A 22749-nucleotide genomic window follows, 5' to 3' on the forward strand; every position below is an offset into this window, starting at 1 on the left:
TGTTTTTCTATCGTAAGAAATATCGATACGCTTTACTTTCACTAACATCTTCATAAACATAGCCGAGTTCTGCTAAAGCTTGTTCAAATTCTGCGTTATCTTTTTCGCCTAATTGGAAAGCCGCAAGAATATTACCGTAATCGGCTCCATGTGCACGGTAATGGAACAATGAAATATTCCAACGTTTACCCAATATTTCTAAGAATTTAAGTAAAGCGCCTTTCTGCTCTGGAAATTCAAAGCTATAAAGTCGTTCATGATGATTAGAAACTCGTCCACCTATTAAATAACGCACGTGAGTTTTGGCGATATCATCATTAGACATATCTTCTACATCAAAGCCATTTTTCGTTAAGTCAGCAATAATCTCCGCTTTTTCAGATTCATTGGTCGTGCGCACACCAACAAAAATACAGGCCTTTTGATTATCTGCATAACGATAACTAAATTCTGTTACTGCACGGTTACCAATAACATGGGCAAATTTTAAGAAACTACCCGGTTGTTCCGGCATAGTTACCGCCAATAAAGCTTCACGGTTTTCACCTATTTCGCAACGTTCTGAAACATAACGCAATGTATGAAAGTTAAGGTTGGCACCGGATAAAATTGCTGCCATATTTTTGCCTTGAATATTGTGCTGTTTGACGTATTTTTTCAGACCGGCTAAACCTAACGCACCAGATGGCTCTGATACCGCACGCACATTTTCGAATAAATCTTTCATTGCTGCGCAAACTTCATCGCTGTCTACCAGCACCATACCGTCTAAATATTTTTGACATAAACGAAATGTTTCGTCACCAATACGTTTTACCGCCACACCATCAGCGAATAAGCCAACATGTGCTAAATCTGTAGGTTCACCTTTTTCTAAGGCAGCATTCAAACAGGCTGAATCTTTGGATTCAACACCAATGATTTTGATTTCCGGCATAAATTGCTTGAGTAAAATGGCTACACCAGCGGCGAGACCACCCCCTCCAACTTGCACAAAGACATAATCCAAATCAGCCACTTGTTGCAGCATTTCCATTGCCAACGTCCCTTGACCCGCGATCACCAATGGATGATCAAACGGCGGAATAAATGTCATATGTTTAGATTTTGAAAGCTCAATAGCTTTGGATTTGGCCTCATCAAAATTAGCTCCATGTAGCAACACTTCGCCACCAAATCCACGAACTGCATCCACTTTAATGCTTGGTGTGTTTTGTGGCATAACAATTAATGCTTTTAGTCCAAGCTGTTTCGCTGATAATGCTACGCCTTGCGCATGATTACCCGCAGAAGCAGCAATAACACCAGCCTGTTTTTGTTCATCAGAAAGGCTAGAAATCATTGCATAAGCACCACGCAGCTTAAAGCTATTTACTGGTTGGCGGTCTTCACGCTTAATCCAAATATTATTATGTAGGCGCTCGGATAATTTCCCCATTTTTTGTAGCGGGGTTACAGTAGCGGCTTCATATACTCTGGAGCCAAGTTTAACAATCGCGTTAACATAATCCGATTGAGAGGGTTGAGGATTGGTAAGTAAATTTTTCATGATACTTAATTTGTTATGATGAAGTGCGGTTAATTTTTTCTTTATTTTTATCCTCCTCTCTTTTATGAGAGGAGGAGCGATTAGAGATTATTTTAATAGACTTTTATCACGCACCGCGCCTTTATCTGCAGAAGTGGCAAAGTGGCCAAACACTTTTAATGCAAAGGACACTTCACGCTCGCGGTGAGCGGGTTGCCAGCCTTTGGCATTTTGCTCGGTACGGCGTTTTGCTAATTCGTCATCGCTGATTTTAAGATTAATCAAGCGATTTGGAATATCAATTTCGATAATATCGTCATCATGCACTAAACCAATCGCACCGCCAGAAGCCGCTTCAGGCGAGGCGTGACCAATAGATAATCCAGAGGTACCGCCAGAGAAGCGGCCATCTGTTAATAAAGCACATTTTTTACCTAGGCCCATTGATTTTAAGTAGCTCGTTGGGTACAACATTTCTTGCATACCAGGACCACCTTTTGGACCCTCGTAGCGGATGACTACTACATGGCCTTCTTTCACTTTGCCACCTAAAATACCGGCTACCGCATCTTCTTGGCTTTCAAATACGATAGCACGGCCTGTGAATTTCCAGATAGATTCATCCACACCCGCCGTTTTTACGATACAGCCGTCTTTTGCGATGTTACCGAATAATACGGCTAGACCGCCTTCTTGAGAAATTGCGTTTTCTTTGTTACGGATACAACCGCTTACACGGTCATCATCTACGCTATCCCAACGACAATCTTGCGAGAAGGCTTGTGTGGTACGAATGCCAGCAGGGCCGGCACGGAAGAATTTGTGTAATTCTTCGTCTTTGTTACGAATAATATCGTATTGATTTAATTGTTCTTCTAGTGTTGTTCCTAGCACGGTTTTGGTGTTGCGATGGATTAAACCCGCACGATCTAATTCACCTAATAAGCCCATAATGCCACCTGCACGGTGTACATCTTCCATGTGGTATTTATTAGTGTTTGGTGCGATTTTACTTAAGCAAGGGACAACACGGGATAAGCGGTCAATATCTGCCATTTTGAAATCTACACCAGCTTCTTGAGCAGCCGCTAATAAGTGTAAAACGGTATTACTTGAACCACCCATTGCAATATCTAAACTCATGGCATTTTCAAAGGCTTCAAAGGTACCGATTGAACGTGGCAGAACACTTTCATCATCTTGTTCATAATAGCGTTTGCAAAGTTCTACAATTTGACGACCTGCTTTTAAGAATAATTCTTTGCGGTCAGCATGGGTTGCCAACATAGAACCATTGCCCGGTAAAGATAAACCTAAGGCTTCTGTTAAGCAATTCATTGAGTTAGCGGTAAACATCCCTGAGCAAGAACCACAGGTTGGGCAAGCGCTGCGCTCAATGGCATCAACATCTTTATCGCTGACATTTACATCAGCGCTTTGAATCATTGCATCAATTAAGTCTAACTTGATGAGCTGGTCAGAAAGTTTAGTTTTACCCGCTTCCATCGGACCACCTGAAACGAAGATGGTTGGAATGTTTAAACGCATTGCCGCCATCAACATTCCCGGGGTGATTTTGTCACAGTTGGAAATACATACCATTGCATCAGCACAGTGAGCATTAACCATATATTCTACGCTGTCTGCGATCAAATCACGGCTTGGTAAGGAATAAAGCATCCCTCCGTGACCCATCGCGATACCGTCATCTACCGCAATAGTATTAAATTCTTTTGCTACGCCGCCGGCTTTTTCAATTTCAGCTGCAACCAGTTGTCCCATATCTTTTAAATGAACATGCCCAGGTACGAATTGGGTGAAAGAGTTCACCACCGCAATAATCGGTTTACCAAAGTCATTTTCTTTCATCCCTGTTGCACGCCATAAAGCACGTGCACCTGCCATATTGCGACCCTGAGTACTAGTCGCTGAACGTAGTTTTGGCATAAATAATCTCTCCAAGTCAATTTTTGTTAAAGTTCGTTTATTTAATTTCTTCGTTAATGAATACTGCCAAATCTCCCCTACCCCTCTTTGCTAAAGAGGGGGGAAATCTTTAGCTAATGAACAACAATTTTCTCACTTTCATTTTAGTTAGCTAAATCATAAACGCTAAGTTCTAATTTCATCTCACTTCAATCCCCTCTTTAGCAAAGAGGGGTAGGGGAGATTTGTCAGAAGATAATACGAAGAAATTATTCGATAAAATTAAGTTTATAAATACAATTATTTAGATAAAGAACTTATTGATTAAAATAAAAGTGCGGTCAGATTTAATAGTTGTTTCTAACTACATGTAAATTAAATAGCTCCATTAGCTATATCTACGCACTTGTAAACCATTTGTTTTGTATCGTATTGTTCTTCAAATTTTTTTTAAATAATATTTAAAACATCCGGCAGTTTTGCCAATTGATTCACCAACAAATCAAAAGTGCGGTCAGATTTTACAGTGATTTTTAACTTCACTTGGGTTTCTACCAATGCCATCTCCATATTAGTCACAGTGAAGCCACGTAAACGAATAACGCGTAATACACGTTCTAAAACCTCAGGGCGATGTTGAGCGATCAAGTCAAAAGTATATTGATTCATCTTAAATTTCCTCCAACATATCGGCATTACATGCACCTGGTGGGACTAATGGCCATACGCATTCTTCAGGTGGAATGCATACTTGTAGCAAATAAGCGGTTTCGCTATTTAATAAGCGATTAAGTGCTGCATCCACGTCATCAGCGAGCTCAATGCGTTCAGCTGGAATATCAAAGGATTTCGCTAACATCACGAAATCAGGGTTATCTTCTAAAATGGTTTCAGAGCGGCGTTTGTTCCAGAAAAGGTCTTGCCATTGACGTACCATACCTAGGCGTTGGTTATCTAACAGCAAAATTTTCACGGGTAGTTTGCCGCGTTTGATTGAACCTAATTCTTGGATGTTCATCATCAATGAACCATCGCCTGTCACCAAAATCACTTCATCATGAGGACGTGCTTTTTTCGCGCCCACCGCTGCAGGTAAACCAAATCCCATGGTGCCGAACCCCGCGGAGGTAATATAGTTTTCTGGTGCGAAATGATGCATATGTTGTGCAGACCACATTTGGTGTTGGCCCACATCGGTACAAATCACCGCATTTTGAGGTTTACGCTGAGAAAGCGTGTTGAGTAATGACCAAGGGTCAATTGGTCGGTTACCAGCATTGTCGATGTAAGTGAAATCGAGTTTGGCTTTCAGCGCTTGAATATGTGCACGCCAATCATCAATCGCAAGTGGGATGCTTAAAGCCTCTAAGGCTTGAATTAAATCACCCTGAAGGGCAACATTTGCCACACGAAGTTTATTGATTTCTGCTGCATCAATATCACAATGGATCACTTTCGCGTGTGGTGCAAAACTATCTAATTTACCCGTTACACGGTCATCAAAACGCGCACCGCATACTAACAATAAATCACATTCTTGTACGGCAACATTTGCAGCTCTTGTGCCGTGCATACCAATCATGCCCATATAAACGGGATCAGTCGGGTCAATTGAGCCTAAACCTTTCAATGTTGAAACAGATGGCATTTGGGTGATTTGTAGGAATTTTCTGACCGCTTGCGTTGCGTTTGCCATACCTACGCCACCACCGACATAAAGCACGGGTTTTTGCGCTTTTGTCAATAATTCTTTTGCTTCCGCTAATTTTAATTCTGAAAGTGCGGTTGGTTTTACGGTTGGTTTGACAATAGGTTTGATATGTTCTGGTACATCGCTCACTTGGATGTTGCGAGGCACATCAATGAGAATGGGACCAGGTCTGCCACTTTGTGCAATTTGGAAAGCAGAGGCAATAATTTCGGGGAGTTCTTCGATGGATTGCACAATGTAGCTGTGCTTGGTACAAGCAAGAGATAAACCTAAAACATCAGCTTCTTGGAAAGCATCGGTTCCGATAAGGGGAGCAGCTACTTGACCTGTAAACGCCACGATTGGTACAGAGTCAGCAAAGGCATCACCTAAACCTGTAATTAAATTGGTCGCACCTGGGCCTGACGTTGCGACACATACTCCTACTTTGCCTGTAGAGCGTGCATAACCAATTGCGGCTATTGAGGCACCTTGTTCGTTACGACAAAGGAGATGGTCAAGACCTGAGTCATAGATGGCATCATAGGTTGGCATGATTGCCCCGCCTGGGTAGCCGAAAAGATCGGTTACACCGTGCGCTTTTAAACATTCGATAATGAGTTGTGCGCCTGTCATGTTGCTTCCCGTTTTTATGATTATTAAATAATTTTATGAATATTGAAGTTTTGCATTGTAGCGGAATTTTTCGCCTTTGGTTAGGTTTTCGCGAAAAAACAGATGAAAAAAACACGATAACCAAGATTATCGTGTTTTTTGATGAGAAGTGCGGTCAGAAAACACGATGTTTTCTGTACGCAAAATTAGAAGCCGGCTTGTTTTTCTAATTGTTCAACAAGCGCATCGTCTAAGCCTAACGCTTTTGCTAAGTCTGCTAAGAAAATGATTTCTTTGCGAGATAAATCTTTACTTACTAAACGAGCAGCTAAGTATACATTGCTTGCAAGTGCAGTATCGTTGCCTACAAGACGTGCAATTTCATTGATAGAAATTGGATTTTGGGTTTCTTGTGCAAGCCATTGTGCTAATTCAGGGTTGTTGCCTGCTTCGTTTTCAATAGTTTGTTTTTCATCTTCAGTAATTTCACCGTCTGCTGCCGCTGCGGCGATCATGGTGCGTAAAATTAATTCGCCTGCATCGACATGGCTTGATGAATTTAGTACATCAAATGCATTTTCTGAGATGTTTGGTTGGCTGTTTTGTTGGGATTTTTGATAGTTTTGGTAAGCTTGGTAAGCAAGGTTACCTAAAACGGCAAGTGAGCCTAATTTTGCTAAGCTTGCACCGCCACTACGGCCTAAAATCATCGATAAAATACCACCTAACGCTGCACCACCACCAACTTTGGTGAGAGAGTCGATAGTTTGGTTGCCTGTTTCAAGTTTGCTTGCAGAGTTTTTAGCTACATCTAAAACTTGATTTAAAATTCTGTTGAGATCCATAAATGTTTCCTTTTGGTTATTAATAGAGATTAAATTCCACCTTTAGACAGTGATATTAAAAAAAATTCATTATTTTTAACCGCACTTTAAATCAAATTCTTGACTAGGTTTTAGAATTCACTATATTGAAACCTTTCTTCATTCAAAAGGAACTTAATATGACGCAGTCAAACGCAAAGCGTGAGACCTTTTCTGGTCGGAAGGCATTTATTATGGCGGCGATTGGATCCGCTGTTGGCTTAGGAAACATCTGGCGTTTCCCTTATACTACTTATGAAAATGGTGGTGGTGCATTTATTATCCCTTATCTTATTGCACTTTTAACCGCTGGTATTCCATTGCTTTTCTTAGATTACGCAATCGGTCATCGCCATCGTGGTGGCGCACCACTGTCTTACCGTCGTTTTAACCCACATTTTGAAGTGTTTGGTTGGTGGCAAGTAATGGTGAATGTTATCATTGGTCTTTACTACGCCGTGGTATTAGGTTGGGCAGCAAGCTATACCTATTTCTCTCTTAATTCTGCGTGGGGTGATCAGCCGATTGATTTCTTCCTACACGAATTCTTAAAAATGGGTGAGATCAGCAACGGTGTGAGCTTTGAGTTTGTCGGCATGGTGACAGGCCCATTAATTGCTGTATGGTTAGTGGCGCTAGGCGTGCTTTCTTTAGGTATTCAAAAAGGAATTTCTAAATCTTCAGATATCTTAATGCCTGTTTTAGTCGTAATGTTTGTGGCATTGGTGGTTTATTCTTTATTCTTACCTGGTGCAGAAAAAGGCTTGAACGCATTATTTACACCAGACTGGTCAAAACTATCTAACCCAAGCGTGTGGATTGCAGCTTATGGTCAAATCTTCTTCTCTCTTTCCATCTGTTTCGGGATTATGATCACGTATGCATCGTACTTGAAGAAAGATTCTGATTTAACAGGTAGTGGCTTGGTTGTCGGTTTTGCGAACTCAAGCTTTGAAGTGCTTGCCGGTATCGGTGTATTTGCGGCATTAGGTTTCATCGCAACCGCACAAGGCGTAGAGGTGAGCGAAGTGGCAAAAGGCGGTATTGGTTTAGCCTTCTTTGCATTCCCAACTATTATTAACAAAGCACCATTCGGTGAAGTATTAGGGGTACTGTTCTTTGGTTCATTAACCTTTGCGGCATTAACCTCATTTATCTCTGTTATTGAAGTAATCATTTCAGCGATTCAAGATAAACTCCGTTTACGTCGAGCAAAAGCGACCTTTGTTGTTGGTTTACCAATGATGGTAGTATCAGTCATTTTATTTGGTACTACAACCGGTTTACCAATGCTTGATGTATTCGATAAATTTGTGAACTATTTTGGTATTGTTGCAGTGGCATTTGTTTCATTAATTGTGATTGTAGCAAATGAAAAACTAGGCTTATTAGGCAACCACTTAAACCAAAGTTCTTCATTTAAAGTGGGTTTCCTATGGCGTTTATGCATTGTCATCACCACCGGTATTCTCGCCTTTATGTTATTCAGTGAAGGCGCAAAAGTATTTACAGAAGGTTATGAAGGCTATCCAAGCTGGTTTGTCAATATCTTTGGTTGGGGAATGGCAATTTCGCTAGTGGTCGTTTCATTCATTCTTTCTCGTTTAAAATGGAAAAATGAAGACAACTTCAAGCTTGAAGAAAAAGGAGAATAAAGATGACGAGTATTGCAATTACAATGATGATTGTGTCGCTTCTAGTGATTTGGGGCGGCTTGATCTTTTCCTTAATCAGACTTCCAAAAGAAGAAAAATAAGGTCAAAATTGACCGCACTTTGAAATAAGTAGGGCGTGCTGGGCACGCCCTTTTTTGTTATTTCGATAAATCGATTTGATATACCGCAAATCCCACTTCATCAGTGCCGACTTTCTTCATTGGGTATTGCGCATTGTCTTGAATGAATTTCGCCGCTTGTTCGCTTGGCGAGGTTTCAAAACGCACATCTAATTTATCGTTACCTTTAATCGGTGCAAAACGCCAGTTTTTATCCGCACTTGGGTTTACATGGCCATGTTTTTCACTTTCTGCTTTGATGTAATCCGCAAGGATTTGGCGGTTTTCATCAGGAGAAGCGTAAACAATGTGTGCATCGCCAGTGCCAGGGAATTTATTACCGTAAGCACGATAGTTATTAGTCGCAATTAAGAATTCTGCTTTTGGATCAACCGGTTTACCTTGGTAAGTTAAATTTACTACACGGTGTGAGTTCGGGTTAATCAATTTGCATTCGCCGTCATAACGTGCTGGTTGAGTAAGGTCGAATTCATAATTTACGCCGTCAATTACATCGTAGTTATAAGTACGGAAACCCTCCCAATCAAGTAAAGATTGTGGTTTGTCGCTTGTAGGATCGATTTGTTTGAACATACCTGCGCTACATTCTAACCACTCTTTCAGTTCTTCACCGGTTGCTTTCACAACAACTAAGGTATTTGGATAGAGGTATAAGTCTGCTGCGTTACGGAACGTCAATTCACCTTTGTTCACTTCTGTATAGCCTGTTGGGTCGTTTTTACGTCCACCCGCTTTAAATGGTGCGCCTGCACTTAAAATTGGTAAGCCAGCCATTGCGGCAACACTTGGTGCCACTTTTTCAACATAAGCTTTTTGTGCTTGGTTCACAATTTGAATGGTTGGGTCATCTTGTACTAACGCTAAGTAGCTGTACATATTATCGGTAGCTTTACCGATTGGTTGTGCCACGAATTCACGGGTGGCTTCATGTACAGGTTTTAAAAGTGCGGTCAATTCTGCGTCACTTTCTGTGGTCGCTTTTTTGTTTTCAGCATCGTAAATTGGGCGAAGTGCCGCTTTACCATCAGCCACTAACCATTTGCCGTTGTGTTGAGCAAGGGTTAAGTCGATTACACTGATGTTGTTTGCCCAGTAGCCTGCCATACTTTCAGGCACGCCTTTCACAGTACCTTTAGCAATATCTGCATTTGGTGATTTTGCGAACTCTTTATTCGGGAATAAACGGTGAGAGTGACCGAAAACAATCGCATCAATATGTGGTACATCAGCAAGGTAGAATGCTGAGTTTTCTGCACCTTCTTGATATGGTTCGTCAGATGGGCCAGTGTGCGCAAGTGCCACAATAATATCTGCGCCTTTTTGTTTCATTTCTGGCACATATTTTTGTGCGGTTTTCACGATATCGCGCGTTTCTACTTTGCCTTGTAAGTTCGCTTTATCCCACACCATAATTTGTGGTGGCACAAAACCGATATAACCGATGTTTAGTTTATGCGTTTTACCTTGGCTATCGACCACTTCTTTGGTTTGAATCACATAAGGCGTGAAATATGGCTCTTCAGTACCGACTTTCACTACGTTAGCATTGATGATAGGGAATTTCGCTTGTTTAATTGCATCGGCTAAATAATCTAAGCCATAGTTAAACTCATGGTTACCTAATGTTCCTACTTCATAGTGCATTGCATTTAAGCAATCTACAGCTGGGTTTGATTTGCCTTCTTTGTAACCTTTCGCAGCTTGATAGTCAGCGATTGGGTTACCTTGGATTAAGTCACCGTTATCAACTAAAACGCTGTTTTTCACCTCTTGACGAGCTTGACGAATCAAGCTTGCTGCACGGGTAAAACCGAATTTCTCAGTAGGTGCATCTTTGTAGTAATCGAAGTCAGTTAAAAAACTGTGAATATCTGTCGTTGCCACAATACGTAAATCGACTTGCGTGTCGTTTTTTGCAAAAGCAAAGCGGCTAGCACTTAACGCTAAAATGCTGCTTGCGCCAAGTTGGATGAAATCTCTTCTGTTGATCATATGAGCTCCTGTTGTGTAAGAATCGGCAAGATTTTAAAGCTCTTTTATATATAAAGAAAGCGCAATATAAAGTTATGAAATGAAGTGTGATATGCATCACAAAATAAGGGATTTAATTTGGTTGCAAAACTTCACGTTTGGGACAAAAATAGGGTATCCAATCCGCTAAAAATCACTTCATTCACAGTAAGGTAACCATTTATTGATGGCATCCGATAAGGAGATCGCTATGGCTTTTAATCTTAAAAATAGACACCTATTGAGTCTTGTTCATCATTCAGAACGCGAAATTAATTATTTGTTAGATTTATCGCGTGATTTGAAACGAGCGAAATATGCGGGAACTGAGCAACCTAAACTGCAAGGTAAAAATATCGCATTAATTTTTGAAAAAACCTCAACTCGTACTCGTTGTGCTTTTGAAGTGGCTGCTTATGATCAAGGTGCTAGAGTGACTTACATTGATCCAAATTCATCTCAGATTGGACATAAAGAAAGCATGAAGGATACGGCTCGAGTTCTTGGAGGATGTATGATGCGATTGAATATCGGGGCTTTAAACAAAGTACTGTGCAAGAGCTTGCAGATTATGCTGGTGTCCCAGTGTTTAATGGTTTAACGGATGAGTTTCATCCTACACAAATGCTCGCGGATGTTCTCACGATGATTGAACATTGTGACAAGCCACTTCGTCAAATTAGTTATGTGTATATTGGTGATGCACGCAATAACATGGGGAATTCTCTTTTACTGATTGGAGCAAAACTGGGGATGGATGTGCGTATTTGCGGCCCAAAAGCTTTATTACCTGAAGCAAGTTTTGTTGAGATGTGTGAAAGTTTTGCTAAAGAAAGTGGGGCACGCCTTACCGTAACTGAAGATATTGATAAAGCGGTAAAAGGTGCTGATTTTGTGCATACCGATGTTTGGGTTTCGATGGGCGAGCCATTAGATGCTTGGGGAAAACGGATTAAGTTATTGCTTCCTTATCAAGTCACACCTGAATTAATGAAACGCACTGGTAATCCAAAAGTGAAATTTATGCACTGCTTACCAGCCTTCCATAACAGTGAAACCAAAGTTGGTCGTCAAATTGCTGAAAAATATCCTGAATTAGCTAATGGTATTGAAGTGACTGAAGACGTATTTGAATCGCCAATGAACATTGCATTTGAACAAGCGGAGAACCGTATGCATACGATTAAGGCGGTAATGGTGGCAAGTTTAGCTTAGGAAAGCTCTCGTTAAATTGATAACTTTATTCATCATCTAATTTTAAGAATAATTTATTTCCGTACTTTTTGTGGTTTTATTTTATATGAAATTTAAATTTATTTTTTGATAATGATCACATTTTTTAAAAAATATTATTGACATAATCTTTGTACGCGAAGAGAATATACCTAACAAAAGTTAGTTTAGATAAAAAGAGGGACTTTTTCTATGCTACTTCGTACATATATACACAGATACGTCCATACGAAAGTATTGAGACTTTTACGGTTTAATCCGATAAAAGGTCGTTCTTTGATGGCGCATATCCGTCGTACACGCCATATTATGATGCCATCGTATCGCTCTTGCTTTTCATAATCAGTATTTGCTTCTCAAAATAAACCATCCAACACGGCTCTCTAAACAGAGTTGTCCTCTCTGTTTAGAGAGTCTTCGCAGATTAATTTCTGAATATTTTTGCATTACCTAGAACAGGTAAGAAGTATCTTTAGAAATTAACTTGATCTTATTTAATTTAAAATAAATATATTCTTACTTTAGTTTTTATAATAAAAATCTAGAGCGGATTATTTTATTCTAAATAAATCTATTGCGTTATTAAAATTAATAATGCAGGGTAACTTTACGTCAAAAATAAATAAAGGAGTTCATTATGCCAAACTTAAAAATTGCATATAGCCCAAAAGTTGAACAATATTTCTCTACAAATAGAGAATTGGTTGAGATTGCCAAAACAGACTTTACAGATGTTGCGGCTATCGTGTTAAGTTCAGGTGATGTAGGAGAATACCTCGGTCGAATTCAAGCAACAAAATTCGGCGTTCCAGTATTCGTTGTTCAAACAGAAGAACAACAAGTGGATCCAAAATTCTATGATTCTATTTACCATATCCAAGATTTAAACGGTTATGACATCAAACTTTATAGCCGCCAAATCGAAACTGCAGCAAAACTTTATGAAGAAAAAATGTTACCGCCATTTTTCAAAATGTTAAGTGAATATGTGGAAATGGGTAATATTGCTTTTGACTGTCCGGGACATCAAGGTGGTCAATACTACCGTAAACATCCAGCAGGTCGTTTCCTTTATGACTTCTACGGTGAAAACATTTTCCGTTCAGATATTTGTAATGCTGACGTGAAATTAGGTGACTTGTTAATTCATGAAGGTGCAGCTTGTGATGCACAAAAATATGCCGCTCAAGTATTTAATGCGGATAAAACTTACTTTGTATTAAACGGTACTTCATCTGCAAATAAAGTAGCATTAAACGCAGTGCTTTCTCCAGGCGATTTAGTGTTATTTGACCGTAACAACCACAAATCAAACCACCACGGTGCGTTAATTCAAGCAGGTGCAACGCCAATTTACTTGGAAACTGCACGTAACCCATTTGGTTTCATCGGTGGTATTGATAGTCACTGTTTTGAAGAAGATTACTTAAAATCATTAATCAAAGAAGTGGCACCTGAAAAATTAAACCAAAAACGTCCATTCCGTTTAGCAGTTATCCAATTAGGTACTTATGACGGTACGATTTATAACGCTCGCCAAGTTGTGGATAAAATCGGTCACCTTTGTGATTACATCTTATTCGACTCTGCATGGGTAGGTTATGAACAATTCATTCCAATGATGAAAGATTGCTCGCCATTATTGCTTGAATTAAATGAAAATGACCCTGGTATTTTAGTGACACAATCTGTTCACAAACAACAAGCTGGTTTCTCACAAGCTTCACAAATCCATAAAAAAGATAAACATATCAAAGGCCAAGATCGTTATGTAAACCATAAACGTTTCAATAACGCCTTCATGTTACATGCTTCAACCAGTCCGTTCTATCCATTGTTTGCAACATTAGATGTGAACGCGAAAATCCAAGGTAGTGAAGCAGGTCTTCGCTTATGGCATGAATGTGTGAAAGTGGGTATCGAAGCACGTAAGTTAGTGTTGAATCATTGTGACTTAATCCGTCCATTCATCCCTACCACAGTAAAAGGTAAAAAATGGCAAGATTATGACACAGAAGAAATCGCAACCAACCTCGAATTCTTCAAATTCCACCCAACTGATACATGGCATAAATTTGAAGGCTATGCGGATGAACAATACTTCGTTGACCCATGTAAATTCTTGCTTACCACGCCAGGTATTAGCTTAGAAACAGGCGAATATGAAAAATTTGGTGTACCAGCAACCATTCTTGCAAACTATTTACGTGAAAACGGTATTATTCCGGAAAAATGTGACTTGAACTCAATCTTATTCTTGCTCACTCCGGCAGAAACCCTCACGAAAATGCAAACTTTAGTTGCTCAAATCGCCTTGTTTGAAAAACACATTAAACAAGACTCTTTATTAAAAGATGTCTTGCCAACTGTGTATAAAAACAATGAAGACCGTTACAAAGGTTACACCATTCGTCAATTATGCCAAGAAATGCATGATCTTTATGTCAGCCGAAATGTAAAACAACTTCAAAAAGATTTGTTCCGCAAAGCGACATTACCAGAATATGTATTAAATCCACATGATGCAAATATTGAGTTAGTGCGTAACAAAGTTGAACTCGTTCCGTTGACTGATATTGTTGGGCGAGTGGCCGCGGAAGGTGCGTTACCTTATCCTCCAGGTGTGTTATGTGTGGTGCCAGGAGAAAGATGGAGTCCAACTGCACAAAAATACTTCCTTGCATTAGAAGAGGGAATCAACACATTACCTGGCTTCGCACCTGAAATCCAAGGGGTCTATTTACAAAAAGATCCTGATGGACGTACTCGTGCATATGGCTATGTTTTAACTGACTATTAATAAAGTGAGGTTATGAGGATTTTCCTCATCAGCCTCTCAGCACAAACAAAAAGTGCGGTTAAAAACATCTGATTTTTTGACCGCACTTGTAGGAGTATAAATTATGAGTGCTAAAAGTAATAAAATTGGTGTAGTACAACTCACCATTCTTACCATGGTTAATATGATGGGTTCCGGTATCATTATGTTACCGACCAAATTAGCCGAAATTGGGACTATTTCTATCGTTTCTTGGCTTGTAACCGCAGTTGGTTCAACAGCTTTAGCTTATGCATTCGCACAATGCGGTATGTTTAGTAGAAAATCTGGTGGTATGGGTGGCTATGCTGAATACTCTTTCGGTAAAGCAGGTAACTTCATGGCAAACTATACTTATGGTGTGTCATTAGTTATTGCGAATACTGCGATTGCGATTTCTGCTGTAGGTTATGGTTCTGAGTTCCTCGGAGCAACCCTTTCTCCACTTTCTATTGCATTATGGACAATCTTCACTCTTTGGCTTGCGACTATTCTTAACTTCGGTGGTGCAAGAATTACGGGTAACATCAGTTCATTCACCATTTGGGGTGTAATTATTCCTGTGGTCGGTATTTCAATCATCGGTTGGAAATGGTTTGATGGTTCAATGTATGTAAACTCGTGGAACCCACACAATGTGCCTACCTTTGAAGCGATCGGTGTGTCTATTTCAATGACATTATGGGCGTTCTTAGGGTTAGAATCAGCTTGTGCGAATGCAGATGCTGTTGAAAACCCAGAGAAAAACGTACCAATTGCAGTACTTGGTGGTACTTTAGGGGCAGCGGTAATTTATATCGTTTCAACTAACGTGATCGCAGGTATTGTACCTAACCTTGAACTTGCTAACTCAACAGCACCATTTGGTTTAGCTTTTGCTCATATGTTTAATGACACAATTGGTAAAGTCATCATGGGCTTAATGGTGATGTCTTGCTTTGGTTCATTACTAGGCTGGCAGTTCACTATTGCTCAAGTGTTCAAATCTTCAGCAGAAGAAGGTTATTTCCCGGCATTCTTCAAAAAAGTTACCAGTAAAGATGCACCAATCGTTGGTATGGTAACTATTACCGCGTTACAAACTTTACTTTCTTTAATGACAATCAGCCCATCATTAAATAAACAATTCAATGTGTTAGTGGACTTAGCGGTGGTTACAAACGTCATCCCATATTTACTCTCAATGGCTGCTCTCGCAGTGTTATTGAAAGCAGAAAATGTTGCGCCACAAAAATATAAAACAACCGTTTTTGTTGCCTTTATTGGTTCACTTTATAGTATCTATGCACTTTATGCAGCCGGTGAACAAGCGATGTTATACGGTTCAATTGTGACCTTTATTGGTTGGACATTGTATGGCTTTGTTTCTTACAAATTTGATCTTAAAAAATCACAAGCTAATTAAAAAAGAAAAGCCTACATATGTAGGCTTTTATTCTTCTAGATATGGTGTTCCAATGGCTGCCAGCGTTCATCTGACATATCATCAACATATTCCGTATTATTTAAATAAAGTTCGCCGTCTTTATCGCGTATAAAACCAAATTTGTAGCCGTGTTTTTGGCAAAAATCTTGTAGGGCATTAAATTTCACTTTGGCATGTTTGTCGATATTTTTATCTTGTCCGTTGGCTTGCTCGCCACCTTTGGTTTCCAGTAACCACGTCGCGCCATCTTGAGTTTGTACGATGTAGTCAGGGAAAAATAAGCGTTGTTTACCAAATTGGGTGGTGTAAACGATGGAAAGATAATTTTGTCCGGAATCACCGTTTTTATACACATATTTCACATTGGAATTTTGCTCGCAGCTACGTTCAAAAAGACGTTCACTTGTGGAACGCAATATTCCGGCAATCATGGCAAAGTTGTAATCATGATAAACATTGCGGTCTAATAGTTTTTTTTCTTTTGCCAGGCTGTCAATGGGATACATTTCCTCAATCGGGATAGAAAATTTTTCGAGTCGAATTTGATTATAATCACCTAAATTTAAATTGTGCTGTGCTTTAGAGGAGAAAGAAGTAAAATCCATAAAAAGCGTTTTAAATTTATTCACATTATTAATAATAAACGCATAGAAATTTTTCAATGAAAGATGAAGTAATTTAAATTTTGGCTCGCCGGCATCTTTTAAGAAATAAATTTCGAGTAGCTGTCGCGTTTTCTCATAACTTAATCCGGTATATTTTTTCAAGCTATCAATATGATGGCGTAAATATAAACCATGATCGTGTGTATTTACCCCATATTGCATACTTTTTCCTTGATAATGTGCTGCTTCTTCCTGAATTTTCTTCAAAGTTTCGAATCGGCCTTCTAAATAATGGGCTTCAAGGTAAGAATGCAGTTTAAAGCCTTGATTTTCGAATCGTCTTTCATTTTCTTTGCTGTCATCGGTGAGTTTGTATTTTTCTTTAATGAAAGAAAAAAGTTGTTTTCTGACCGCACTTTCATCGCCAAAATCCGCATCTTTATCGCGCAGTTCTTTTTTCAGCTCAATACCTTTCGGTTCATCTTTCAGCACAACACGTTTATATTCTGCGCCAAGATGATTGCCGGTGACTTCATTTTTGTAGTCTTCATCAAAGGTATAAAGATAAGAACAGTCAAGAATATCTCTGCCATAATGTTTTGCATTTGGCATGCGACGCAAGCGTCCAAGCGTTTGAATTTCAAAGGTTTCGGACATATTTTCACGCAGTTTCACCAACACTTTGGCGCGAGGACAATCCCAACCAGTGGCAAGGGCTTGCTTAAATAATAGGAATACGGGTTCTGCGTTATTGTGGGTAACGCTGTCCTTGGAATGAACTTCACCCACATTAATTTTGCCTAGCTTTTTGGATTTGCGTTGTTTATCTTGCGTATTTTCCTCGCTCATCCATTTAGCGACTAGTTTGTTTTCATAGGTATAGCCCATATCCGCCAATTGTTTCTCCACAAATTCGATTAATTCATCATTAAGATTTGGGAATTGAATCAGCACTAAAGGACGAATATCTTCGTTTTCCTGCAAATATGCTGTGGCAATTTCTTTTCTGATTTCATTGGCTTTTTTTAATAAAAGAGTTGTCTCCGTTTGAATATTTTCCATGGTTTCTGCATTGAGATCTTTATTGATATACATGGCGCGTGTAATTAATCCTTCATTAATCACATCCACTTCATCAATTTCATAGAAGACAGCCTTTTTATTTTGTGCTGGTGTGGCAGAAACGCGAATTTCATAATTGGCATTGATGGCATCAATAATATCATTGGCTTTTGCGGTATTATTAAGATGTTCCTCATCAATAATCACAATGAATTGTTTGTTATTACGATGTGCATCAGCAATATGTTGCTTGATATTTTTACGCTCACTATCTTTTAAGGCTAAATTGCCTTTTTTCGTAATGGTTTTCCAGTTGATAAAATAAGTTGTACCACACTCAAAACCTTGATTGAGTACATCAGTAATATTACCGGTTGGGAGCGTAGGAGAAAATCGTTCCATTTTTTCCTTTGACTGTTCTTCTAAATCGCCTTTACCTACAGTAAACCAACAAAAAATAGTATTAGGATAGTTGAGTAAATAGTTTTCAATGTAACTAATTAGAATAATAGTCTTACCGCTTCCAGTAGGACTCTTTACAATAATTTGTTGTTGTTTATGTTGTTCTATGGTTTTTTCTAATAGGAAATCAACAGTTTGTTGTTGGAAATCTTTTAATTGAAGGTTGATCATAGTTCACCCGCCTCAATAAGTTCATGTCTAAAATAATATTCAGGAATTTCAATCAGTGTAGCTTGCTTTTTTGCAACTAAGGCATTTTGTGCACGAGAAAGTAATACATAAGGTGCAATAAAAAGTCGGGCTTTTATTGGTAAATTCTCATTCAGTACTGCATCTAATTCCGATTCATTTTTGACGAGAATATTATGCACACCATCAATTTCACACATATACTCCAACTCAATAAGCTCCTTGATGTAATCCATCAGTTGCACTTTTAAAGTTCGGTCATTTTCATCAAGTTTTTTAATAAAGTCGGTTTTGAAATATTTCAGATTATGTGGTAAGTCTGCTTGAATGTTTTTTAGTCGTTGATAAGTCACCTCTTCGCAAATATTATTTTCATTATTGGTACAAAGAATATATTGGCGATTTCTACCGTCCTCTTTATTCAGTTGTGTGACGGCGTGTCCTGTTGTACCAGAGCCAGCAAAGAAGTCGAGAACTATTTCGCATTTTGTATGCTCAAGTAAGTATTTTATTAACTCAATCGGTTTAGGGTTAGAAAAAATATCTTTTTCATTGAATATTTTTGTAAGGAGCTTTGTAGCAGTACCAGTCTCAGCTAAGTCGTATAAAATACTTCTACTTTTTAATATTTTTATTTGATTTTCATTGTAAAAACTCATCTCATATGGAATCCAACGATTCTCTTTTTTGTCTTTTATCCAATGAATATGATTATTTTTGATTAAGTTATGTAATCTTTCTTTTCCTACTCTCCATCTGCCATCCTTTTTATCAGGTGCAATAGGATAAAGATTATTTCCATCTGGATCTTTAATTGGAAAATACATGGTTGGTCGATCTTCTTTATGTGATGAACTTCCCCATTTCTCCAATTTAGTAATTTTATATAGTGAACCATCAGAGGATTTATATTTGTATTCGTTTTGGTCAATTTTTTCATGTTTATCATTCCAAATAAATTGAGTTGATTTTCTATATCCAAATATATATTCATGTTCCGTTACAAAAAACTCATCAGTTTGTCCCCCTCCTGATTTTTTTCTCCATATCATTGTCCCTATAAAGTTATTTTCTCCAAAAATTAAATCACATAATAACTTTAATTGGGCAAATTCATTTTCATCAATCGAAATAAAAATAACACCGGTTTTACTCAATAAATTTCGAGCAATCTCCAATCGCTTACTCATAAAAGAAAGCCACTTAGAGTGTGTATAACCATCATTTTTATCTATATAACAGTCATCATAGATGAAATCTTTATTGCCGGTGTTATAGGGAGGGTCGATGTAGATGACATCGATTTTATTGCGGTGAGTTTTTTCAAGAAGTTTTAAAGAATGGAGATTATCCCCTTCAATTAGGAAATTAAATTTTTCATAATCTTGCTGGACAATCGCTGGACAATCGCTGGACAATCGCTGGACAATCGCTGGACAATCGCTGGACAATCGCTGGACAATCGCTGGACAATCGGATGTGGTGATTTTACGTGTCGTATCTTCAACAAAAACAGGAATATGCTCTTGTAGCATTTCATCCACATGCTCGGAATGTTCTTCCCATACTAAGCCGTATTTTTTATTTAATAGTGCATTTTCAATTTCGTTGAGTGCAATAATTGACTCATCGTCAGAATGAGTTTGCTTAAGTGATTGCAAAAAAGAGAGCATTTTTTCCCTTTTTTTCTGTGATAAATTTGCCATTTATACATCCTTAGGGTAAAGAAAATTAATTTATAAGGTGTCTGGTATCATAGCGTAAAATATATGGCTTTTCGACTACGCTTTATTAAAAACTTGGCTTAAGACAACACTCTCAATAAAATAGGCTGAAACTCCGTTTGTTGGCCAAGTTTTCGGGTGTAACGCTTAACCATCACAAAGGAAAGTGCGGTCAAAATAAAGATTAAAATTGCACGGATGAGTTCATTTTCACTGATATAGCTAGAAAGTAATGTTGCAATTAATAGCGTGAAAAGTGGCACGATATACATTAACAGTGCGGAGAAAAGCATGGATTTTTCTTCTAGACCGATTTCTACCATTTGACCTGTGCGCAGTGGCGTAATGGTTTCTAGCGTGAAGATATGCTCGCCTCGCTTTCCGTTAAGTTCAGACAGGGAAGCTGTTCCACAGGCTTCTCTAGCTGAACAAGCCCCACAGGCGCTTTGTGATTGACATTTCACTTTAGCAAGCCCCGTTTCTGCATCATAGCTCATCACAACTGCACTTTCTTTTAGCATTGCGCTTCTCCCATATAAATATCAAAGCGGTGGTTTTTGGTTTCGCGACTGACATGGGGCGCTTTTTGCGCTAAGAATTCCGCATAATCAGGACGTTTTACCACCACACGTTTACGGGCTAATTGTAACGCAGGTGTCAAGAGCTCATCGGCATCCAAATCGGCGCCAACCAAATGTTGGAATACACGCATTTCTTTTTTAACTAGGGCGGATTTTTGTTTGTGCGGATACATTGGATCCAAATACACCACATCGGCACTCTCGGTTTGTGGATTGAGTTCGGCAATATGATGAATATCTAGTAAACGCATATTTTGTTGCATCATTTCGCCTATTTCTGCATCCTGATAGGTACGGTTGAGCCCATCCTGCAATAGCAAATATACTACTGGATGACGTTCTACTAAACGCACTTGGCAACCGATAGAAGCTAGAACAAAGGCATCTCGACCAAGTCCGGCTGTGGCATCAATTACGCTCGGCAATTCTGCGCCCTTAATGCCTACAGCTTTGGCAATAGCTTCGCCACGTCCACCACCAAATTTACGACGATGAGCCATCGCACCGGCAACAAAATCCACAAACACATCGCCCAACTTGGGCTCGTCTAGTTTACGCAGGGCAAGATGGGTTTCTGTTCGCACCAATGCAAGCGGACTTTCAGTACAATGCTCGATACCAAAAGGGGAACAAAGTGCGGTCAATTCTGACAATGTTCCCGCTTCGGCAAGCAGTTGAATTTTTATTTTCTCACCAGCCATACGCCGCTTTCCATATGATCTGTGTAAGGGAATTGATCAAACAGCGCCGCCTTTTCAATGCGGTGGGTTTGGCTTAGGGTTTGTAAATTCTCACAAAGGGTATGTGGATTGCAGGAAATATACAAAATACGATCGTAATTCTGCACCAGTTTTACCGTGTCAGGATCAAGACCTGCTCGGGGTGGGTCAACAAAAATCGTATTGCATTGATAGGCTTTTAAATCAATGCCTTTTAAGCGATTAAACTCACGTACGCCATTCATTGCTTGGGTAAACTCTTCTGCGGACATACGGATAATTTGTAGATTATCTATACCATTTTCCGCAATATTAAATTGTGCGGCAGCCACGGATGGCTTGGCGATTTCGGTAGCAAGCACTCTACGGAAGTTTTGTGCAAGGGCGATAGAGAAATTGCCGTTACCACAGTACAGCTCCAATAAATCCCCTTGCGAACCTTGGGTGCAATCAATCGCCCACTCCAACATCTTGCAATTTACAGCTGCATTAGGCTGGGTAAAGCTGTTTTCCACTTGGCGATAAACATAATTGCGCCCTTTTACCGGTAATACTTCATCGACAAAATCCTGCTCTAAACAGATTTTTTGTTTACTCGCACGACCAATCAACTGCACATCAAAACCAAGTTGTTGTAATTCGCCTTTCAAGTTTTCGGCAGCATTTTGCCATTCTTCCGTGAGTTGCTTGTGGTAAAGCAGGCTTACAATAATCTTATTGCTGAGCGTGCTCAAATAATCAATTTGGAACAGTTTTTTATGTAATACTTCCTGCATTTTTAACAATGGCAGTAAGCTTTTCATCATGCGATTGATCAGTTCGCTGGCAATTGGGAATTCATCCACTCGATAACGTTGCAAGGTACTTTGATCAAACATAATGTGATAAAAATCGCCTTTATCATGCCAGATACGAAATTCTGCACGCATCCGATAATGGCTAGTCGGCGAATCAAACACGGCTATTTCTGGGGCGTTAAAGGGCTGCAAAAGTGCGGTCAGCTTTTCAGTCTTTTTTTGCAGGAGTTCGGTATATTGGGAAATGGGTAGTTGCATTGATGTTTACGTTTGAATAATAAATATCCCACAGCCCTTGGCAAGCATGGGGATTGAGTAAAAAAGCAAAAGGCAAGCTTCTGCCTGCCTTTTAAAATGTATTATTCGCCAGAATAATCTTCGCCGCCAGAAGCCGCTTCGCTCACATCACCTGATAAGGTGTAAACACGTTTTGTTGTGTTAATGCGAGTACGATATTTATTCCACGTTTTTTCGAAGAAAGTTTCCGGTGCACGTTCACCACGGCAAAAAGCAACAAATTCTTTTTCTTCTTTTGTCGTCGGCTTACGCTCGCCTGAATCTAATGCTTTAAACGCTTGGCCATATTGCTCTAATACTTGGGATTCTTTGATTGTATAATCACCGTGACGGGAAAATCCGCGTGGGTAGTTTTTGTCGTCAAAAAAACGACGAGTAACACTGAAACTAGCAGCCATAATATCATCTC

Annotated in this window: 17 protein-coding genes and 1 pseudogene; 6 read left to right on the forward strand and 12 right to left on the reverse strand. The window is 39.3% G+C overall.

The window, feature by feature from the left end; translation table 11 throughout:
• Positions 1–7: 7 nt before the first annotated feature.
• The 5 genes from ilvA to DX522_RS05725 form a co-directional block, all read right to left on the reverse strand.
• Positions 8–1549: a threonine ammonia-lyase, biosynthetic gene (gene ilvA, locus DX522_RS05705; protein WP_115180110.1), complete on the reverse strand. Its 1542-nt coding sequence runs from the start codon at positions 1547–1549 to the stop codon at positions 8–10.
• A gap of 87 nt (positions 1550–1636) precedes the next feature.
• Complete coding sequence (gene ilvD / locus DX522_RS05710; RefSeq protein WP_115180111.1) at positions 1637–3475, reverse strand: dihydroxy-acid dehydratase; 1839 nt, start codon at positions 3473–3475, stop codon at positions 1637–1639.
• A gap of 429 nt (positions 3476–3904) precedes the next feature.
• Positions 3905–4123 carry an acetolactate synthase 2 small subunit gene (ilvM, locus tag DX522_RS05715; protein WP_115180112.1) on the reverse strand — a complete coding sequence of 73 codons (219 nt, stop codon included), beginning with the start codon at positions 4121–4123 and terminating at the stop codon, positions 3905–3907.
• A 1-nt stretch (position 4124) separates the two neighbouring features.
• Positions 4125–5780, reverse strand: a complete 1656-nt coding sequence (gene ilvG / locus DX522_RS05720) for an acetolactate synthase 2 catalytic subunit (RefSeq protein ID WP_115180113.1) — start codon at positions 5778–5780, stop codon at positions 4125–4127.
• A gap of 185 nt (positions 5781–5965) precedes the next feature.
• Entirely contained in the window at positions 5966–6604 is a 639-nt protein-coding gene (locus DX522_RS05725; RefSeq protein ID WP_115180114.1) for a tellurite resistance TerB family protein, read from the reverse strand.
• Positions 6605–6762: 158 nt separating this feature from the next.
• On the opposite strand from DX522_RS05725, the gene DX522_RS05730 reads away from it, so the two are divergent.
• Entirely contained in the window at positions 6763–8277 is a 1515-nt protein-coding gene (locus DX522_RS05730; RefSeq protein ID WP_005699344.1) for a sodium-dependent transporter, read from the forward strand.
• 2 nt (positions 8278–8279) lie between these two features.
• Positions 8280–8378: a methionine/alanine import family NSS transporter small subunit gene (locus tag DX522_RS05735; protein ID WP_115180115.1), complete on the forward strand. Its 99-nt coding sequence runs from the start codon at positions 8280–8282 to the stop codon at positions 8376–8378.
• Between the two features lie 57 nt (positions 8379–8435).
• Here DX522_RS05735 and cpdB read toward each other — a convergent pair whose 3' ends face one another.
• Positions 8436–10409: a 2',3'-cyclic-nucleotide 2'-phosphodiesterase gene (gene cpdB, locus DX522_RS05740; protein ID WP_115180116.1), complete on the reverse strand. Its 1974-nt coding sequence runs from the start codon at positions 10407–10409 to the stop codon at positions 8436–8438.
• 229 nt (positions 10410–10638) lie between these two features.
• Here cpdB and DX522_RS05745 point away from each other — a divergent pair.
• The 4 genes and pseudogenes from DX522_RS05745 (at position 10639) to potE (ending at position 15883) form a co-directional block, all read left to right on the forward strand.
• Positions 10639–11642 (forward strand): annotated as a pseudogene (locus DX522_RS05745) (ornithine carbamoyltransferase).
• Positions 11643–11852: 210 nt separating this feature from the next.
• The gene (speFL, locus tag DX522_RS11655) at positions 11853–12002 is read left to right on the forward strand and encodes a leader peptide SpeFL (protein WP_262054169.1); all 150 of its coding nucleotides are present in this window, start codon (positions 11853–11855) and stop codon (positions 12000–12002) included.
• A gap of 295 nt (positions 12003–12297) precedes the next feature.
• Positions 12298–14460: an ornithine decarboxylase SpeF gene (gene speF / locus DX522_RS05755; protein WP_115180117.1), complete on the forward strand. Its 2163-nt coding sequence runs from the start codon at positions 12298–12300 to the stop codon at positions 14458–14460.
• 103 nt (positions 14461–14563) lie between these two features.
• The gene (gene potE / locus DX522_RS05760) at positions 14564–15883 is read left to right on the forward strand and encodes a putrescine-ornithine antiporter (protein ID WP_115180118.1); all 1320 of its coding nucleotides are present in this window, start codon (positions 14564–14566) and stop codon (positions 15881–15883) included.
• Positions 15884–15918: 35 nt separating this feature from the next.
• Here the strand turns inward: potE and DX522_RS05765 are convergent, their stop codons facing one another.
• The 6 genes from DX522_RS05765 to DX522_RS05795 all read right to left on the reverse strand — a co-directional run bounded on the left by DX522_RS05765 (position 15919) and on the right by DX522_RS05795 (position 22738).
• Positions 15919–18204: a DEAD/DEAH box helicase gene (locus tag DX522_RS05765; protein ID WP_115180119.1), complete on the reverse strand. Its 2286-nt coding sequence runs from the start codon at positions 18202–18204 to the stop codon at positions 15919–15921.
• Positions 18201–19928, reverse strand: a complete 1728-nt coding sequence (locus tag DX522_RS05770) for a site-specific DNA-methyltransferase (protein ID WP_262054170.1) — start codon at positions 19926–19928, stop codon at positions 18201–18203. Before DX522_RS05770 ends, DX522_RS05765 begins: the two co-directional genes overlap by 4 nt.
• 98 nt (positions 19929–20026) lie before the next feature.
• Positions 20027–20467 (reverse strand): SoxR reducing system RseC family protein, encoded by a 441-nt coding sequence (locus DX522_RS05780; RefSeq protein WP_262054171.1) that lies wholly within the window; start codon positions 20465–20467, stop codon positions 20027–20029.
• Positions 20461–21228 (reverse strand): class I SAM-dependent methyltransferase, encoded by a 768-nt coding sequence (locus DX522_RS05785; protein WP_115180121.1) that lies wholly within the window; start codon positions 21226–21228, stop codon positions 20461–20463. Before DX522_RS05785 ends, DX522_RS05780 begins: the two co-directional genes overlap by 7 nt.
• Entirely contained in the window at positions 21210–22301 is a 1092-nt protein-coding gene (gene trmA, locus DX522_RS05790; protein ID WP_115180122.1) for a tRNA (uridine(54)-C5)-methyltransferase TrmA, read from the reverse strand. Before trmA ends, DX522_RS05785 begins: the two co-directional genes overlap by 19 nt.
• 101 nt (positions 22302–22402) lie before the next feature.
• Positions 22403–22738 (reverse strand): DUF413 domain-containing protein, encoded by a 336-nt coding sequence (locus tag DX522_RS05795; protein ID WP_049364310.1) that lies wholly within the window; start codon positions 22736–22738, stop codon positions 22403–22405.
• Between the last annotated feature and the right edge of the window lie 11 nt (positions 22739–22749).

Source organism: Haemophilus parainfluenzae (assembly GCF_900450995.1).
Classification (GTDB): domain Bacteria; phylum Pseudomonadota; class Gammaproteobacteria; order Enterobacterales; family Pasteurellaceae; genus Haemophilus_D; species Haemophilus_D parainfluenzae_O.

Coding starts and splice junctions, on each gene's coding strand:
- DX522_RS05785 (WP_115180121.1), bottom strand. CDS start 21,228: ATGGCTGGTGAGAAAATAAAAATTCAACTGCTTGCCGAAGCGGGAACA.
- DX522_RS05725 (WP_115180114.1), bottom strand. CDS start 6,604: ATGGATCTCAACAGAATTTTAAATCAAGTTTTAGATGTAGCTAAAAAC.
- ilvA (WP_115180110.1), bottom strand. CDS start 1,549: ATGAAAAATTTACTTACCAATCCTCAACCCTCTCAATCGGATTATGTT.
- ilvG (WP_115180113.1), bottom strand. CDS start 5,780: ATGACAGGCGCACAACTCATTATCGAATGTTTAAAAGCGCACGGTGTA.
- DX522_RS05735 (WP_115180115.1), top strand. CDS start 8,280: ATGACGAGTATTGCAATTACAATGATGATTGTGTCGCTTCTAGTGATT.
- ilvM (WP_115180112.1), bottom strand. CDS start 4,123: ATGAATCAATATACTTTTGACTTGATCGCTCAACATCGCCCTGAGGTT.
- DX522_RS05730 (WP_005699344.1), top strand. CDS start 6,763: ATGACGCAGTCAAACGCAAAGCGTGAGACCTTTTCTGGTCGGAAGGCA.
- trmA (WP_115180122.1), bottom strand. CDS start 22,301: ATGCAACTACCCATTTCCCAATATACCGAACTCCTGCAAAAAAAGACT.
- cpdB (WP_115180116.1), bottom strand. CDS start 10,409: ATGATCAACAGAAGAGATTTCATCCAACTTGGCGCAAGCAGCATTTTA.
- DX522_RS05765 (WP_115180119.1), bottom strand. CDS start 18,204: ATGATCAACCTTCAATTAAAAGATTTCCAACAACAAACTGTTGATTTC.
- potE (WP_115180118.1), top strand. CDS start 14,564: ATGAGTGCTAAAAGTAATAAAATTGGTGTAGTACAACTCACCATTCTT.
- DX522_RS05795 (WP_049364310.1), bottom strand. CDS start 22,738: ATGGCTGCTAGTTTCAGTGTTACTCGTCGTTTTTTTGACGACAAAAAC.
- ilvD (WP_115180111.1), bottom strand. CDS start 3,475: ATGCCAAAACTACGTTCAGCGACTAGTACTCAGGGTCGCAATATGGCA.
- DX522_RS05780 (WP_262054171.1), bottom strand. CDS start 20,467: ATGCTAAAAGAAAGTGCAGTTGTGATGAGCTATGATGCAGAAACGGGG.
- DX522_RS05770 (WP_262054170.1), bottom strand. CDS start 19,928: ATGGCAAATTTATCACAGAAAAAAAGGGAAAAAATGCTCTCTTTTTTG.
- speF (WP_115180117.1), top strand. CDS start 12,298: ATGCCAAACTTAAAAATTGCATATAGCCCAAAAGTTGAACAATATTTC.
- speFL (WP_262054169.1), top strand. CDS start 11,853: ATGCTACTTCGTACATATATACACAGATACGTCCATACGAAAGTATTG.